Origin of the sequence: Butyricimonas sp. DFI.6.44 (assembly GCF_022132345.1) — a bacterium.
Lineage (GTDB): Bacteria > Bacteroidota > Bacteroidia > Bacteroidales > Marinifilaceae > Butyricimonas > Butyricimonas muris.
In genome coordinates, this window is record NZ_JAKNJD010000001.1 from 565,068 (window position 1) to 583,541 (window position 18,474).

An 18,474-nucleotide genomic window follows, 5' to 3' on the forward strand; every position below is an offset into this window, starting at 1 on the left:
CTTATGAACTTTACAGACTTTATGAACTTTATGAACTCATTTCTCATTCAACGCTTTCAACGCCTCATCCAACGTGTAAAGCATCGCTTGGTAGTGTGCCTTCGTTTCGGTATCTGCCGAAGACAATTTACTGTTCAACAAATTCTTCACCCGAATAGCGTAAGCGTGGAAACGGGTTTTGGAATCATCGATAGTGCGGGTATTCACGCGGTATTGCCACCCGTAGCCGTACTTGAAAGAATTAAGAGCCATTTGTTTCGCCACGAAGCCGCGTCCCCGTTCGCGTTCTATCTCCCGCAATTCATCCCGGAACACGCTCACCAAACCGGATTCGTCCAGACCGTAAGTGACAATTTCATCCACGGAAGGCATATACGCCTCGTTCCCCACGGCAGGCACATCCTCATCAGTCAACACTTTCACCAATTTTGACTTCTTCGTGATCACGTCGGCAGACTGGTCTATCGACAAACGTTGCAAGATCTTCTCCCCTTCGGTCGGCTTCCGGTTCTTAATAGCACTTTCCCAAACTTGGGCGTACATATCGTCAAAATAATCTTTCATCGTGTAGGGATTCTTGGATACATGGGCAGAAAGCATCACGTTCTTGTAACATCCCAACAACTCGGTTCCAGTGTAATAGCGCACGATCGGAGGCAAGGCAACCCGCAACGAGAACTGGTCGGTCAACGTTTCGTTGTGCAGCCAATCACTATTCTTCAATTGATTCAACACCCACAAGAAAGATTTCCGTTGCACCTCTCTCGGCACGGATTGGTACGTCTTACCCGGTGTTCCCGCCTTCACTTCCGACAGGTAAATACCACCCACGTTATACATCACGTTGCGCAAATAACGATAATACTGGTTCCCCAACTCGTTATACATCTGCTCCTTGTAAGCGCCGTCCGCATCATCCTGAATCCACTCGTTCAAGTGTGACAAAATATATTTCAGATTCCGTATCCCGTACTCCCCCGCCTTAATCGGGTCATTCCCCAAATCTTCCTCGATAGCACTCGGGTCATAACGCTCTATCACCTGCTGTTTCCCGTAGCGGTACAACGGATCGCCCGCTTTCTCGTCTATCCAACTCTCCAACACGGCTGCCTCCTCTTTCGGGCTAAGTCCCGGTAGTGGCGTGTACAACCATTTAATCACGTACTCGTCATACACACCTAGATCGGGCGGAGTCAACTTCACCCCTTTATCTCCCGGCTGCGCCACGTAATTAAAGCGGGCGTAGTCCATGATAGAGGGAGTCGTGCCATACTTTCGAGTGAAAGTTGCCGACCGCAACGAGTCCACGGGATAGGCGGCCGAAGCAGCCATATTATGCATCAAACCAAGCGTATGACCAATCTCGTGAGCGATAATATACTCCAAAGATTCCGCCAACACGTTATCCGGTAGCTTCTTCCCTCTCACGGATTCATCCACTTGTGAAGTCTGCAAGAAACGCCATTGGTTCACGAGCTTCGCCACATCATTGAAAATAATCACGGACGCGTTGATAATTTCCCCGGTTCTCGGGTCTGTCCACGAGGGACCCATGGCATTGGATATCGCTGCCGGCACGTAACGGATGCAGGAATACTTCAAGTTATCAGGATCGAAATTCGGGTCGTCCTTCGGGAAATCCAACACTTGTACCGCGTTCTTGAACCCGATCTTCTCGAAAGCCTTGTTCCAACGCAAAGTACCCCGACGCATCGGCTCCTTCCACGCTTCCGGGAAAGCATCGTCCAGATAATACACGATCGGTTTCACGGGTTCCACCAACTCGCCCCGTTTGTAGGCTTCCATATCCTTGGGTTCCAACTTCCAACGGGTAGCCAGAGTATAGGCCTGAATCTTATCCTGATCGGTCGAGATATGCTGTTTCGCGTTCGTCAGGAACACCCCCACGCGGGAATCGCTGACACGGGGATGCATCTTCTCCTCCGGCAACAACAACAGCGTGCGCGTAGCCTTCACCGTCAACGGCTCGTTCCTTTTCAATAAAAGTATACCCAACATCTTCGCCGTCACGGAATAAGAAAGGTATGATTTCACCGTCACGTTATCGTCAAACGCTTTAATATCATCCAGAATAGACCCGGAACTATTAAACGCCGCCGTGATCTCCACCGTTCCCCCCGAATTGGCTATCGGCGCCAACTTCTCCACGTTCCCCGTGAACAGGGAGGTCATATCGACCAGAAAAGCAGAACTATCGTTCGTGTAGCAATAAATCTTGAACGAGTTGATAATCGGGTCCATAAAACTCCGCTCCATCGCGGTTTTCATGTGTCCCTCGTTCTCGTTACAGGTGGCCGTCACGTTCACCTCTCTCATGAATATCGTGCTATCGGTCTTCGTGAACTTGATATGCATAGGCGGTTTCGGTTTGTACCCGATAGCGCACAGGTTATTGTCACTCGCCTCAGAAATCGTCGATGCCAACAACATTTCCCGGTTCAGGTACTTCGCGGGAATCTCGAAATAAAGTTTCCCGTCCACCTTATGCAAGGTAACAAAATTGCCCCGTGCCGTCACGCACAGCTTATTCTTCACCAGCTTGTCATACTTACTCTGCCGCTTCACGGGTTCTTTCTTCACCTCCGTGGTGGCTTTTTTCTTCTTTCTAGCGGAAGCAAAAGTTAGCTCCGGGCATGGCAATACAAATAGCATCACCATACTTAAGGTAATCCATCTTTTCATTTCAAAAATTTAAACCAAACTTATTTTTTCACTCTATACCTTTAGTGTACTTTCTCATGACTATCGTACACCGTAATCTTCTTATCATCACTTGTTTTAAATACCACGTCGGCAGCCTGCTCCATGATTTGCAATACGGCTGTTATATTCTCGTACCGGGGAATAAATCCCGAGAACTTGTATTCTTCGATTTCCGGGTTGTCAAACACGAAATCCACGTCATACCAGCGGGATATCTTTTTTAACAAATCCTTCAATCGTTCCTCGCTAAAACTAAACTGGTCTTTCGTCCACGAGATATACGAATCGACATTCACCTCCCGCGTGGTGATACCTGAACGTGTCACCGAGGCCATCACACCGGGAATCAGCAACACCCTCGTGTCCCCCCGCTCCACGTTCACCCGTCCCTCGACCAGCGTGGTCATAGACACGTCGTCACTCGTGTAAGCCGAGATATTAAACGTCGTACCCAGTACTCTCACCTTGTAATCGGTACAATGCACGATAAAAGGTTTCTCCGCGTCTTTAGCCACTTGGAAAAATCCCTCCCCGTCAAGGAATACTTCCCGGGTATCGCCGTTAAACGCCTGCGGGAACCTTAACCGCGATTCGGAATTCAACATGACCTTCGTTCCGTCCGCCAGTTGCAGGGAATAAGCCCCTCCCCGCGGAATCTCCAAGGTATTATACACAAGAGTATCCGAACCTGAACTCTCGTGATACACCAACGCCTCCCCGTTATTACTCACGAAAGGCAATCGCTCGATTAGTGTGTCTGTCATCACGGGTGTAATCTGTAACGTATCGCCCCCGGGCAAAATCAAAGAAGCCTTCTTGCTGAAAGAATACTCGCCGACTGGCAAGACTTTTGCCAACTGCCGGGGAGGCTCCTTCTCGGGAGCGAGCAAGATATAAGAAGCAATACCCAAAACGAGGAACGAAGCGGCAATTGCCACACGATACAAACGATGTGCAGAACGTCTTTTCCGAATACCTTTCTCCACGACAGCCCACTCCCTGCGGGTATCAAATTGCTTGTACAGCGCGTACTCCGCATGTTCCTTGTATTCACGTTCCAAACGTCGGTACATCTCCTCGTTGGCCTTCGAACAAGATTTCCACGATATAAAAAGTACCTCTTCATCCGGGGTCAATTCCCCCCGAAGACTCCGTACAATCAAACGAATAATATCATCATTCTCTTTTCTCATCTTATCGCTATTTCCCTTATAACACTTCACGAGAAAAAAGGTACCGATGATTCTAAAACTTTTTTTCTTTCACTAAATAAAACTCGAAATATATCTTTAGTTTTGTGTTCCCTATATTATCCTCTACCCCTACTTTACCTTAAAAATACTGGTTTAACATACCACAAAGGCAGCATAAACGACGGATTACGTTCATGATACGTCCATGATACGTTCATGCTACGTTCATGAGGTAGCGAAAGGGTTGTGTAAGGGATAACGAACCCTTTACCATACATAAGTTACAGGTAAACTTTACCGACTTATCAATCCAAGAACAGACGGAGTGACATATCGAATCTTCCCTTCATCCAGTAATGCCCGAATCCGCTCGACGACCACCTCCGGTGACACACCTATTCCACGGACTAATTCATTTACAGGAACATCCCGCCCCGCGAGCAATTGCAGTATCCGCTCGTCCGTCCCGACAGGTTTCTCCCTTACCGACGCTTTCTTCCGACTGATACACACGTCACATATACCGCAGGCTTCGCTTTCCTTCTGCCCGAAATATTCCATCAACAACAATTGCCGACACGTTTCCTTGTCCTCGCAATAACGCACCATAGCCTCGATCTTACTCGCGTACGCGTGTTTGCGCTCCTCGTAAGCCTCCCGACCGATAGACACGTATGACAGAGGCAAGCGGGGACGGTGGAAAATAACATAAGGTTTCGTGTCCCCCGGCACGTAACGGATAATCTTGCGTTTAGCCAGAGTAACGAAAACATCATACAACTCTTTCCGCTTTATCCCCAGTTGATCCGCTAAAAAGCCCTCGTCAATATAAGCATCTTGAACAAAAATACCCGCGTAGTTTCTCATTAGAAGTACCAATAACTTCTCCATTAAAGGGTTACCCGTGTCAATATCGTACAAACGATCACGCACGACGATAAACATCACCCGGGAACGAGTATTCAAATCGGTCGTGTAAGTCAGATATCCCGCCACGTCCAATATTTCAATGGCAGACATCGCTTTCGCCAAGTTCAACTTGAAATTTGTCACGAATACATCCGGGTTAAATTCCGACACGAGCCCCTCGCCCTCGCCTTCACCCAATTGATAATAGTTAAACAAAGCCTCGTACACCCGTTTAATATACTCTTTCGACGGGAACGCATCCTCTATACGCCTTTTTAACGCACCCACGGCCGGGGGAGAAGACAACAACACGGCATACGCCCGCTTCCCGTCCCGTCCGGCTCGTCCCGCTTCTTGGAAATATGCCTCGGGACTGTCCGGGATATCGTAATGCACCACTACCCGCACATCCGGTTTGTCAATCCCCATTCCGAAAGCATTGGTAGCCACGATAACGGGTACTTCCCCGTTCTTCCATAATTCCTGACGCCGTGCCCGCTGTAAAGAAGACAAACCGGCATGATAGAAATCGGATTTTATTCCCGATTTATTCAAGAAAGCGGCCACGGACGAGGCTTTCTCCCGTGTACGCACGTACACGATAGCCCCTCCCCACACCTTGGACAATATGTTATAAAGTTCGAGCGGTTTCGCCTCCGTTTCCCGAATCACGTACGAGATATTCTCTCTACGGAAACTCTTTGACAGGACACGGGGAGTCTCGAAACGAAGTTGTTGCTGGATATCTTTCACCACTGCCGGGGTTGCCGTGGCGGTCAAGGCGAGGATAACCACCCCGGGGAAGTATTCCCGCACATCCGCTATTCGCAAGTACGCGGGGCGAAAATCATATCCCCATTGCGATATGCAGTGAGCCTCGTCCACCGTGATCATGCACACGTTCATCATCCGTAATTTTTCACGGAAACGCTCGGAATACAAACGCTCGGGAGAAACATAAAGGAACTTCACCGTATCGTAAATACACTTATTAATAATAGATGCCACCCGTTCCGTCTTCATCCCGGTATAAATCGCCTCTGCCGAAATCCCTCTCCCTTTCAGATCTTCCACCTGATCTTTCATCAACGCGATCAAAGGAGTCACCACCAGACAGACGCCCTCCATCGCCAATCCCGACACCTGATAAGTAAGGGACTTCCCCCCGCCCGTCGGCATAAGGGCAAGTGTATCCCTCCCGCTCATCACGGAGCGGATAATATCCTCTTGCAGGGAACGAAACTCATCATATCCCCAGTACGTTTTCAATATATCCTTTATATCGCGGGTCATCATTCGAAATCTTCCACAAAAATACAAAATACACGAAAAAACTGCCACGAATCGATAGAATTAAATCGCTTTTTATTATTTTCGCCCGAATATAATTCAAGCGAGATGATGAAATTACAATATATATTGTTGATAACCCTTTTTCTGGGCGCGTGTAAAGAAAATTTTCCCGAAGAGGAAAAGCCCGTTGCCAAAGCATTTGATAAATATTTATTCCTCTCGGAAGTAAATAGTATCATCCCCGCCGGCACCCCCTCGGCAGACAGCACGATCATGGCACAAAGTTACGTGAGAAACTGGATAACCAAGGAACTCCTGCTCCACAAGGCAATCCAGAATCTAAGCGATGAAGAAAAGAACATCCGCAAGCAAGTGGAAGATTACTCCTCGTCCATCCTCATCCATAAATACAAGGAGAAACTCGTGGCTCAAAAACTCGACCGGGGTATCAGCGATGCCGAGATAGCGCGATATTACGACAACAACAAGTTCAACTTTATACTCAACACTCCCGTCGTGCGGGCATTGTTTATCGTGTTGCCGAAATCGGCTATCAATATTGACAACGTACGGAAATGGTTCCGCTCGAAAGATGCCAAAGATCAAGCGGCACTGGAAGAGTATTGCATTACTTCGGCTAAAAAATACGATAACTTCAATGACCAATGGATACCCTTGCGCGATATATTGAACCTGTTGCCCATCACGGGCAGTGATTGGGAAGCCAAATATAAAAACAAAGAGTTGATAGAAACGGAAAATGACGAGAATTACTATTTCCTGAAAATATACGAAACTCGCCAAGAACACGAAACTGCTCCCCTCGGGTACGTGAAAAAAGAAATCGAAATACTATTATTGAACAAACGCAAAATAGCCTTCGAGGAAAACCTAGAGAAAGACATAAACGCAGAAGGAACACGTAAAGATTACGTCAAAATTTATTAACAGGATTTGAAAATTAAAAATAAAAAAGCGAAAACGAACGGATTATTCTTAGATTTGAAGAAAAAGTATTAGTTTAGAGCGTTTTTATTGAGTATAAATTTATTAAAGGATTATGAGATATTTATCACTGCTTATACTTTTATTTTTAGCTAGTTATGCTTCAGCACAAAAGAACGTGATTGACAAGATTATCGCTGTGGTCGGAGAAGAAATCGTGTTGAAATCAGACATCGAGAACGATTTTTTACATGAACAGACGCGAAGCGCAATCGCTAACCAAGCCGATGCCAAAGCTCAAATATTCGAGAACAGACTGGTTCAGAAGCTATTGATGGCGCAAGCCAAAATAGATAGTATTGCTGTTAGCGACACAGAGGTAGAAGCACAATTAAACTCTCAGTTGGAAGAATACGTGAGAAACATCGGTTCACGTGAGAAACTGGAAAGCTATTTCGGTAAATCATACGAGGAAATCAAAAACGAAATGCGTACCCCGATGCGGGAACAAATGATCACCAATCGGATGCAACAGAAAATAGTGGAAAACGTTCGGGTTACCCCTTCGGAAGTACGTTATTTCTACCGCAAATTCAACAAAGACAGTTTACCGGAAGTGGGCGACAGATACGAGATACAACAAATCGTGATTAAACCCAAAATTGCCGACACGGAAAAAGAACGTATCCGGAACCTGCTTAGACAATACCGCGATGACATCCTTGAAGGCAAACAATCATTCAACACGTTGGCAGTACTCTACTCGGAAGACCCGGGAACCGCCGCTAAAGGTGGAGAATTGGGTTATATGTCCAAGAACGAATTGACACCGGAATTTGCCGAAGCGGCATTCAGCTTGAAACCGGGAAAAATATCCAAAATCGTGGAATCGGAATACGGTTTTCACATTATCCAATACATCGACCGCCAAGGAGATAAAGTAAACGTTCGTCATATCTTGTTACGTCCCAGAATTGAAGAAAAAGACCGTGAAGCAGCCCTTCAACGTCTGGACAGTCTGGTGACTACCATCAAAAACGGGGAATGGACATTCGAAGAAGCCGCTTTCTGGGTATCAACCGATAAAAAAACCAGTAAAAATGGTGGACTCCTTTTCAACGCATACGACGCGGATTCCAAATTACCGAAAGAGTTAATCAAAGGAGATATGGCACGTCAGGTAAACAGCTTGCAAGTAGGTGAAATCTCCGAACCCTTCCTCGACAGAACAGAAATAGGCGACGAGTACAAAATCATCAAAATAAAAGCGTATTACCCCGCTCACACGGCTAATCTTGAAGATGACTGGATGAGTTTCGAGAACGGGCTGAAAAGAAAAAAAGAACAGGAAGTTATCGAGAAATGGATCAAGGAAAGACAAGCGAATACCTATATCCATATCGACGATGAATACAAAAACATCAAATTCCACTACGACGGTTGGATTAAATAATTGATGATCTAAGATTGACTATTTTTCATGGCAAGAGCAGGTATTTGGGTTGGAATGTTATGCGTGTTATGGGGATTATTCCCCGTAAACGGTATGGCACAAGTAAAAAAGTCGAAAGTAAACATTCTGAATTCCGATAATTTCAGCATGGATACCCAGAATAGCCTGCGAAAATTTATCGGGAACGTACACATGAAGCACGATGATGTACTCATGTGGTGCGACAGTCTTTATCAAGTAGAACGACCGGATACCAATTACCTTGAAGCCTTCGGGCATGTGCGGGTCATAAAGAATGACAGTATCCACATGACAGGGGATTACATGTATTATGACTCGAACAAAAAAATGATACAAGTACGCCGGAACGTAACCCTCAAAGACCCGCAAATCACGCTAAAGACCAATTATCTGGATTATGACGGGATTTTCGACATCGGGTACTATTTCAACTGGGGTAACCTGAAAGATGAAGTAAACACGCTGGATAGCAAACAAGGCACCTACTTCACGCAATCCAAGCTCGCCTTCTTCAAGGATAGCGTGAAAGTGGTTTCCCCCGATTACGATATCTATTCCGATACATTGAAATACAATACCGAGACGAAACTGGTGTACATCCTCGGTCCCACCAATATTTACGGCAAAGGCGAAGACAACAACACTCTCTACTCCGAAGACGGATGGTACGACTCCAACTTGGGGCATGCCGAGTTGTATAAAAATAACCGCCTCACCCACCTTACTTACACGGGATACGGCGACACCATGATAATTGACAGTATCAGCGGCATGGCAAACCTGTACCGGAACATCACTTTGATAGACTCGGTCAACGACGTGATCGTGAAAGGACATTACGCCCAGATGAACCGGGAAACCAACCAGTCATTCGTCACCGACAGCGCCCTACTTATCCTTTGCAGCAAACAGGATTCCCTGTTCCTGCACGGCGATACCCTGTATATGGAACAAGATTCCGCCAAGAATCAAATACTACGTGCGTTTCATAAGGTCAGATTCTTTAGCCAAGATATACAAGGCGTATGTGACTCTATGGTATACCTGACCGCAGATTCAACCGTAACCTTGTACAATGAACCCGTTACATGGGCATCCGGTTACCAGATGACTGCCGAAAAAATATCACTGCTCACGGGTAACGGGCAAATCAAACAATTCTATTTGAACAACAAAGCCTTCATGGTCGGACGACGATGGGATACCGAAATGTTCGACCAGATCAAAGGAAGAAATATGACCGGGTATTTCAAGGATAACGAGTTATACATGGTATACGTGGACGGGAGTGGCGAAACCATTTACTACCCGGATGACCAAGGTGCTATTATCGGTGTCAATCGTGCCACCAGTTCCAACATCCGTATCATGATAGAGAAACGACGGGTAACAGATATCATTTTCATAAACAAACCCGACGGTGACCTGACTCCCCTCTTCCTTGTCGACCCGAGAGAAGAACGTCTGAAAGATTTCCGTTGGTTGAAATACCTGCAACCCCTCGATAAATACGATATCTTCAACACCCCTCAACCACCTAAACAAGAAGAGGAAGAAGACGAAGCAAGCGATAATTCTTAGAATATTATCAACTTTCCATTATACATATTATATATATTTTCCTACTTTTGCATAAAACGACGTAAAATGCTATTGAAGGAGAATATTAAGACTTACACGCTAGGAACAATTGTTTTCATCTTATCGCTATTATTGTTGTCCTCTACATTCATCACGGGAGGGGAACTGGAAAACCGTATAGCGAAAATCTTTTGGTTCTACTCGATACTTCCTTGGGTTGCAATACCCTGTGTATTGTTGGCATTGATCCGTCCTTTCCGTTTCACGCTCACGGATCTACTTGTATTTCTCTATATAGCGTACAGCCTGCTGAACCTGCACTACTTCGGGCAAGGAATACACGCCCGGGCGGGAATCCTCGTGCTCGTTGGGGTTACCTATTTCCTTTTCAGGATACTCACCTCCTTCTCCTCCGGAAACTTCGTCAATGTCGCCCTTCTGGCTGTCGGATTTATCGAGGCGCTGTGGGGCGCGGCACAGCTATACGGGCTCACTCCTTCATTTCATAACCAGTTCGACCTGACAGGTTCATTCTTTAACCCGGGGCCCTATTCCGGCTTTCTGGTCGCTATCTTTCCTCTGGCCTTACACTATGCCCTCACGACACACAAATGGCCTCATATCATTTCTATCGGCGTGGTAATCGCCCTCCTTCTCGTCCTGCCCGCTACCATGAGCCGGAGTGCATGGGTGGCAGCCATCGTCGGGTGTGCAATTGTAGTGGGATACCATTATCACCTGCGTCAGCAATGCATCGCGTTCTATCGGGCGCATCCCATTATTACCCCTGTCGCCACGATTGTCATCTTTCTGGTCATTGGCATTTTAATGATCGGTACATATATGATGAAAAAAAGCTCCGCCGACGGACGTCTTTTAATTTGGAAAGTATCCACAACCATCATAACTTCACACCCGGTAACAGGAACCGGTTTCGGGAACTTCGCCGGACCTTACGGGAAAGCGCAGGAAGCCTATTTCACGCAAGACAACTACACGCCACAAGAAGAACTCGTTGCCGATGCCCCGGAATCCGCGTTCAACGAGTTTATTCAAATCACCGTGGAAAACGGCCTTATCGGGCTATTGCTTTTTCTCGGCATCATCGCCTCCGCCATCCGGAATGCCTATCGAGCCCAAATACACAAACAAGCGGGACACGTGGGAGCGTTAATCGCTTTTCTCATCTTCTCCTGTTTCTCCTACCCGTTCAACGTGTTGCCGTTAGCCATCCTGTTCTCGCTACTCACGGCACAATGTACGGCATCGTCTTCCGCCCCGTCCCCCCGATGGATAGTGGGAATATTCTACCTGTTTTTACTTGTTCCCGTGTGGTACTTCACCTCGGGAAAAACAGAACGCGTAGAAGCATTCAAACGCTGGAGAAGCGAACAAATCTATTTTAACATGCAGATATTCAAACGAACCGTGGACAATTACAGGGCGATATACCCCATTCTGAAAGATCATCCCGCCTTTCTGTTCGAGTACGGGCAATGCCTCTCCCGCACGGACAACCCGGACCAAAGTAACCGGGTACTTCGTGAAGCTGCCGTTCTTTCCTCCGACCCGATGATCTACAATATCATGGGAAAAAACTATCAGGCAATGCAACAATACGACTTGGCAGAAGCCACCTTCCTCACGGCATCCCGCATGGTTCCCAACCGAATCTACCCCCTCTACCTTCTCGCTAAAATGTACGCCGAAAGCGGACAAATCGATAAAGCCATCATCACCGCCAACCTCGTCATCAACAAAAAACCGAAAGTATTCTCCTCCGCCGTCGAGGAAATGCAAAGAGATATGCGTTTACTTATCCGGAACTACTAAGAGGTAAAATGAAAAAAGTTGTCAAGAACATATTGCAATACGTCGGGGCATTCCTGTTAGCTATCGTGATTGCCGCTATCATGAGGTTTTTTATCGTGGATTTTTACAGTATTCCTTCCGACTCAATGTACCCGACCATCGAGCCGGGTGACTTTATTGTCGTGAATAAGCTGTACATGGGAGCACGCTTCTATAAAAACTTCGATTTTCTGGAAGGGGCACGACCGGAAACGGTAAGGGTTCCGGGATACGGTTCTCTGGAAAGAAACAACGTGATCGTCTTCAACTTTCCCAAGTATAATCAACACGGGGAATGGGAAATGGACCCGCAAACTTTTTACGTGAAACGTTGTATCGGCTTGCCGGGCGACACGCTGTCTATCCGGGAAGGCATCAATTTCGTGAACGGCAAAAGCGGTTACGGCAATATGCAGGATCAACAACGCTTGCACCGCTACCGGGGAGATTATGCCGACGGAATTTACCGCGCTTTTCCTTTCGATACCCGTCACGGTTGGAACATTCAAAACTTCGGTCCCTTTTACATCCCTGCCGCGGGAAGTACCATCCCGATCGACACGTCCAATTACTCCCTGTATCAAAGAATAATCACCCACGAAACCCAAACCCCTCTCTACATCAGAAGAGGACAAATCTATCTCGATGACAGCCTTATCCGACAATACACTTTCCGGAAAAACTGGTATTTTATCGCCGGTGATAAAGTTTTCGACTCCCGTGATTCCCGCTACATCGGTCCCATCCCCGAAGATTTCATCGTGGGCAAAGCCTCTTTCATTCTCACCTCGAAAGACCCGTACACGAAAGATTACGTGTGGCGCCGTTTTTTCAAGAAGATAAAATGAATCACGAACCGAATTCTTCCCGCAAGAAAGGAGCGGTTTCCGATTTTTTATTCTTGGCAACTTCCTCCGGAGTTCCGGTACACACTATTGTACCGCCTGCTTTACCTCCACCGGGACCCATATCGATAATATAATCCGCTACTTTTATCACGTCGAGATTATGCTCTATCACGATAACGGTATTCCCTTTATCCACCAACTTTTGCAGCACCCCTAAAAGAATATTGATATCCTCGAAATGTAACCCGGTCGTCGGTTCATCCAGTATATACAAGGTTCTTCCCGTATCCTTCTTGGATAATTCCGTGGCCAGTTTTATACGTTGCGACTCTCCCCCGCTCAATGTCGTGCAAGGCTGTCCGATCTTGATATATCCCAAACCTACATCCTGCAACATTTTTAACTTCAATTGCAAATGAGGCAGATTCTCGAAAAATTCGACAGCCTGATTGATCGTTAAATTCAGCACGTCACCTATCGACTTTCCCTTGTAACGGACTTCCAAAGTTTCTTTATTGTAACGTTTACCGTCACAGGCTTCACAATGCACGTACACGTCCGGCAGGAAGTTCATCTCGATCGTTTTCACCCCCGCCCCTTTACATTCTTCACATCGTCCGCCACTCACGTTAAACGAGAAACGCCCTGCCGTGTATCCCCGAATCTGTGATTCCGGCAACTTCTCGAATATCTTACGAATATCAGTAAAAAGTCCCGTGTAAGTGGCAGGATTCGAACGGGGACTCTTCCCCAACGGGCTCTGGTCTACCACGACCACTTTATCTATATTGGTTATCCCCTCGATCGACTCGTAAGGTAAAGGCGTCGTCAACGAATTATAAAAATGAGCACTCAATATCGGGTGCAACGTACCGTTTACCAAAGATGATTTACCGCTACCGCTCACACCCGTGATACAGATAAACTTACCTAACGGGAAATCGGCACTCACGTTTTTCAAGTTATTCCCGGTACAACCTTTCAAGGTAATCTTCTTCCCGTTCCCCTCACGCCGAACCGCCGGCACGGCAATCACCTTCTCCCCGTTCAAGTATTGCGCCGTCAGGCTATCGCTTTTCAGCACGTCGGAATAAGTTCCGATAGCCGTAATCTCTCCCCCTTTCCGTCCTGCCTTGGGACCTAAATCCACGATATAATCGGCATTCTCCATCATCTCCTTGTCATGTTCCACGACAATCACGGAATTACCGTTATCCCTCAACTCCTGCAAGGAATGAATCAATTTCCGGTTATCCTTCTGGTGTAACCCGATACTCGGCTCGTCCAGAATATAAAGCACGTTCACCAACTGCGAACCGATTTGCGTTGCCAGACGGATACGTTGGGATTCTCCCCCCGAAAGCGTCATCGACTGCCGATTCAGAGAAAGATATTCCAATCCCACGTCCAACATGAATTTCAAGCGGGTACGAATCTCTTTCAAAATCTCCCCGGCGATCTGTTTCTGTTTCTCTTCCAAATGTACCTCCACGTCACAAATCCACTCGTACAAGTCGGATAATTCCATATTTGCCAATTCGGCAATGTTCTTCCCGTTTATCCGAAAATGCAAAGCCTCCTGATTCAACCGTTGCCCGTTACAAACATCGCAAGTCGCCACGGAGATAAACTGTTCCGCCCATTTGTTGGCTTTCTTGGAAGTGGAATTCTCTTCCTGCATGGTCACGTACTTCAAAATTCCCTCGTAAGTCGTCAGGAAATTGGATGATACCCCGATCTCGGCATTCTCTAACCGGAACTGTCCCGGATAACCGTACAAAATATCTGTCAGAGCCTCCTCCGGTAAATCCCGAATCGGTTGCTTGATATCCGCACCATGCTTCCGTAATATCGTCTCAATCTGGTAAAATATAAGAGATCCTTTATATTTCCCCAAGGGCAGGATACCCCCGGCATAAATAGAAAGCGAATCATCCGGTATGATTTTATCCATCGCCACTTGATTGACGTATCCCAATCCCTTACACTTTTTACACGCCCCGTGAGGAGAGTTAAAAGAAAAAGTATGGGGCGCCGGATCTTTATAAGAGATACCCGTGTCCGGGCACATCAAATGGCGGCTGTAATATTTTATCTCGTCGCTCTCGTAATCTTTTACCGTCATCACCCCTTTACCGTGCTTCATCGCTGTCGCCACGGAGTTTTTCAAGCGCTTCTGGTCAACTTGCTCCATCACGATTTTATCCACCACGATTTCAATATCGTGCATCTTGTAACGATCCACGCTCATCCCGATCGTGATTTCCCGTATCTCTCCATCCACGCGGGCTGAAATAAACCCGTTCTTCCGCATATTCTCGAACAACTCCCGGTAATGTCCTTTACGTCCCTTCACCACGGGAGCCAATATAAGAATACGCTTCCCCTCGAAATCTTTCTGTAATAACTCCTGTATCTGCTCGTCGGTATATTTCACCATCTTGCTTCCCGTGGCATAAGAATAAGCCACTCCCGCGCGGGCATACAGCAAACGCAAGAAGTCGTAAATTTCAGTGGTTGTACCCACGGTAGAACGGGGATTCTTGTTCGTCGTCTTCTGTTCGATAGAGATCACCGGGCTTAATCCCGTGATCTTATCCACGTCAGGACGCTCCATTCCACCCAAAAAACGACGGGCATAAGCGGAAAAGGTTTCCAGATACCTACGTTGTCCCTCGGCATAAATCGTGTCGAATGCCAACGACGATTTACCACTACCGCTTAACCCGGTAATTACCGTCAACTTATCGCGAGGTATCGTTAAATCTATATTTTTCAAATTGTGCTCTCTGGCACCATATATGGCTATATTGCTATCTTCTTCTCTGTAATCCATGAATTTTCCTTGGCCTTAAAAACTGACTTACAAAGATACTAAAAATTGACATTGGAAATACCGAAAACTGGAAATGAAAAGGTTAAAAATTATATGAATCCAAAAGGGTTATATACACACTAAATCATAAATCTAAAATCATAAATAAAAAAGGAGGGATTCCCTGTAAGTCTTAAATGGAATATATTGGGACTGACGAAAAGATGTTGTATGTGTGTGTGTGCGTGCGTCTGTGTGTGTGGTGTGTGTGCGTGGTGTCCCGTAGAACATATTCCAGTACCATTAAGAACTCTCTCAGAAAATCAGCTTAAACCATAGTCAAAGCTATCCCCTCTCTTTTATGCTAGATGATTCAATCTAATAACAGCTAAAAATAAATCATAAGTTCATCATCTAATATACTCTCTTTAACGTCGCCGAAAAAGAAAGGTTTCATTATTTCCCGAAAAAAAATCGAGGAAATTTATTTTTTCAATCTTTCAAACTAACTCTTTCAATTTTAGCAATCATTTCTTGTGTCTTGATCGCTAATATGTGTTCTTTTACGGGGAGATTTCAAATAGGTTACTCTTTTACCGAATTTTTTTTCCAACGGGAACAAATATTTTATCTATATACAGAAAAAGGAGCATCTCACGACGCTCCTTTCATATATGAAGATTTAAAATCTTACTTTTTCAAGGCATCTTTTACCTGTTCGTTGGGAACCATTTGTTCCTTAAAAGTATAGGCACCGGTTTTCGGAGATTTTACCATTTTGATCACTTTCGCGAATCCCCTACCATCTGCTGTTTTTAATGTTGCAACAACTTTCTTTGCCATAGCTTAATTATTTAATTTCTCTGTGTAAAGTTACTCTTCTCAGAATCGGGTTGTATTTACGCAACTCCATTCTCTCGGGTGTGTTCTTTCTGTTTTTGGTAGTGATATAACGAGAAGTTCCCGGCATACCGGATTCTTTATGCTCCGTGCACTCCAAAATCACCTGTACTCTATTTCCTTTGCTCTTCTTTGCCATCTCTTCTTACTTTATACGTTCTTAACTAAACCATTGGCAGTAGCTTCTCTCAAGCAAGCATTGATACCTTTCTTGTTGATAAGGCGCAATCCGGCAGCTGATACATTCAAACGTACCCATCTTTCTTCTTCCGGCCAATAAAAATTTCTCTTAAACAAGTTGATCTCGAATGTTCTCTTTACTCTTCTCTTAGAGTGAGAAACATGGTTACCAACCATCGCTTTCTTTCCAGTTATTTGACAAATTCTTGACATCTCTCTCAATATTTTATAAACGCTTTCCAAACAGGATGCAAATTACGCACTTTTAATTCAAACAATCAAGTGTTTTGATAAAAAAGTTTCAATATTTTTTTACTGTAAGATAAAATACAATACTCCCAAGAAAATCACCAACGCCAAGCATTCCCGAAACACCTTCTTCCATCTCTCCGGGTTTGCCTTTGTATCGCCCTTTCTCAAAATATCCAACAACTCTCCCGTGGGACAAAAATAATTACACCACGGGCGAGAAAAAAATATTGACAAGATTAAAAATACCACGGCAAGCGCGATCACCCAACTCGATGCCGCCGTCAACAGAAACGCGGAAAAAGGTTCCAAAGACGCCAATTCCAGCGGGATTCCCCACAATAACAAAGCGATGATCACCATAAAATAGGTAACCCGGGTATATTTGAAAATATTTTTCCAAATACCCTTCGGGACGATTTTTTTCTTGCGGATTTTTCCCATCACTTCTTGAGCCGCCCCGAACGGACAGAGATAAGCACAATAATACGCCTTGTTCAAAAACAAAGGACATACTATCGCCAACACGGCGATCACGGGCAATAAAACACGCGCCCCCCAAGGAATCCCGTTCAACAACCAGTTGAACAACAACTCGAACGAAACGAAATACCCGCTCCAAAAACCAAGAACCAGAATGGAAGCCACCTGTAACGGCAATCGCCACTTCTTCATCCGGCTTCCCCAGAACATACTGGCCAGAGCCAACAGCACTACCAATCCCCCCAAAGCATGACGAACCAGTTTCAACCAATCCGTATGCCGTCCGCCCCCGTCACGCTCAAAATAAAAATTCAACGCTTTCTTCACGCTTCCCCGAACGGCATCCGTGGTCATCGTGGCACCGCTAACGGCTTCCACGTTCATCTCTGCCGCTTCCTCCAATGTCTTACCGTCCCATGACGAGAAGAAATTTTTCCTCGTTATCTGACGGATAAAACCGGGTGACTCACTATGATTTAATAAGGTAAGTCCTAAAATCACGTCTTCCCCGGACACGGCCAGAAATAAAGGTACATTCCCGGAATAACCGATCAGATCGTCGGCTATCGGCGTCGTCACGATCAATTTACCTATCACGTCCCCGTTATTCTTCACGTCATAACGCACCTCACTGACTTTCTCGATACCCGTGCAAGCGGGAAAATATTTCTTCACTTCATCCAAGGGAACAACCTCTGTTTCCGTCTTCACATCTTCTCCCTTGTTCTCCTCCGCGCTCTTGAAATTCAACGAAATCAAATAAACAATCACGCACAATAATATAACCTTAGGCAACTTCGTGACAAATGTTGCTACATTCTCTTTTACACTCATAACATCAAAATCTTATTAAGCACACAAAAATAGCGAGAAAATCATTTACTTGTATATTTTGTCACGCATAAATGCGTGACGTTACAAGTTACAGGTTTGCAGGTTACAAGTTAATAAAAGGTATTCCATAATACTTGTAACCTATAACCCGCAAATGATAATTTGCAAACTTTTATTATATTTGTCGCACGCAAA

Annotated in this window: 13 protein-coding genes; 5 read left to right on the forward strand and 8 right to left on the reverse strand. The window is 45.6% G+C overall.

Annotated features, from left to right (window positions below):
• Positions 1-36: 36 nt before the first annotated feature.
• The 3 genes from L0M98_RS02460 to L0M98_RS02470 form a co-directional block, all read right to left on the reverse strand.
• The gene (locus L0M98_RS02460) at positions 37-2,703 is read right to left on the reverse strand and encodes a zinc-dependent metalloprotease (protein ID WP_227214828.1); all 2,667 of its coding nucleotides are present in this window, start codon (positions 2,701-2,703) and stop codon (positions 37-39) included.
• A 41-nt stretch (positions 2,704-2,744) separates the two neighbouring features.
• Positions 2,745-3,917, reverse strand: a complete 1,173-nt coding sequence (locus L0M98_RS02465) for a FecR family protein (RefSeq protein ID WP_227214830.1) — start codon at positions 3,915-3,917, stop codon at positions 2,745-2,747.
• A gap of 294 nt (positions 3,918-4,211) precedes the next feature.
• Entirely contained in the window at positions 4,212-6,119 is a 1,908-nt protein-coding gene (locus L0M98_RS02470; RefSeq protein WP_227214987.1) for a RecQ family ATP-dependent DNA helicase, read from the reverse strand.
• Positions 6,120-6,224: 105 nt separating this feature from the next.
• Here L0M98_RS02470 and L0M98_RS02475 point away from each other — a divergent pair, with 105 nt between their 5' ends.
• The 5 genes from L0M98_RS02475 to lepB all read left to right on the forward strand — a co-directional run bounded on the left by L0M98_RS02475 (position 6,225) and on the right by lepB (position 12,818).
• A complete protein-coding gene (locus tag L0M98_RS02475) occupies positions 6,225-7,067 on the forward strand; it encodes a peptidyl-prolyl cis-trans isomerase (RefSeq protein WP_227214831.1) in 843 nt (280 codons plus the stop codon).
• Between the two features lie 112 nt (positions 7,068-7,179).
• A complete protein-coding gene (locus L0M98_RS02480; protein ID WP_186975598.1) occupies positions 7,180-8,517 on the forward strand; it encodes a peptidylprolyl isomerase in 1,338 nt (445 codons plus the stop codon).
• A gap of 27 nt (positions 8,518-8,544) precedes the next feature.
• Positions 8,545-10,119 (forward strand): OstA-like protein, encoded by a 1,575-nt coding sequence (locus L0M98_RS02485; protein ID WP_186975599.1) that lies wholly within the window; start codon positions 8,545-8,547, stop codon positions 10,117-10,119.
• Positions 10,120-10,185: 66 nt separating this feature from the next.
• On the forward strand, positions 10,186-11,952 hold the full coding sequence (locus tag L0M98_RS02490; RefSeq protein ID WP_227214833.1) for an O-antigen ligase family protein: 1,767 nt from the start codon (positions 10,186-10,188) through the stop codon (positions 11,950-11,952).
• An 8-nt stretch (positions 11,953-11,960) separates the two neighbouring features.
• Positions 11,961-12,818, forward strand: a complete 858-nt coding sequence (gene lepB / locus L0M98_RS02495) for a signal peptidase I (protein WP_186975617.1) — start codon at positions 11,961-11,963, stop codon at positions 12,816-12,818.
• A gap of 1 nt (position 12,819) precedes the next feature.
• Here the strand turns inward: lepB and uvrA are convergent, their stop codons facing one another.
• From uvrA to L0M98_RS02520, 5 genes are all read right to left on the reverse strand, one after another.
• Complete coding sequence (gene uvrA / locus L0M98_RS02500; RefSeq protein ID WP_099292650.1) at positions 12,820-15,654, reverse strand: excinuclease ABC subunit UvrA; 2,835 nt, start codon at positions 15,652-15,654, stop codon at positions 12,820-12,822.
• A gap of 669 nt (positions 15,655-16,323) precedes the next feature.
• Positions 16,324-16,476 carry a DUF4295 domain-containing protein gene (locus tag L0M98_RS02505; RefSeq protein ID WP_099292651.1) on the reverse strand — a complete coding sequence of 51 codons (153 nt, stop codon included), beginning with the start codon at positions 16,474-16,476 and terminating at the stop codon, positions 16,324-16,326.
• 7 nt (positions 16,477-16,483) lie between these two features.
• Positions 16,484-16,672, reverse strand: a complete 189-nt coding sequence (rpmG, locus tag L0M98_RS02510) for a 50S ribosomal protein L33 (protein WP_018336620.1) — start codon at positions 16,670-16,672, stop codon at positions 16,484-16,486.
• An 11-nt stretch (positions 16,673-16,683) separates the two neighbouring features.
• On the reverse strand, positions 16,684-16,926 hold the full coding sequence (gene rpmB, locus L0M98_RS02515; RefSeq protein ID WP_099292652.1) for a 50S ribosomal protein L28: 243 nt from the start codon (positions 16,924-16,926) through the stop codon (positions 16,684-16,686).
• A 99-nt stretch (positions 16,927-17,025) separates the two neighbouring features.
• Positions 17,026-18,279, reverse strand: coding sequence for an FMN-binding protein (locus L0M98_RS02520; RefSeq protein ID WP_227214834.1), 1,254 nt, complete (start codon positions 18,277-18,279; stop codon positions 17,026-17,028).
• Positions 18,280-18,474 lie beyond the last annotated feature (195 nt).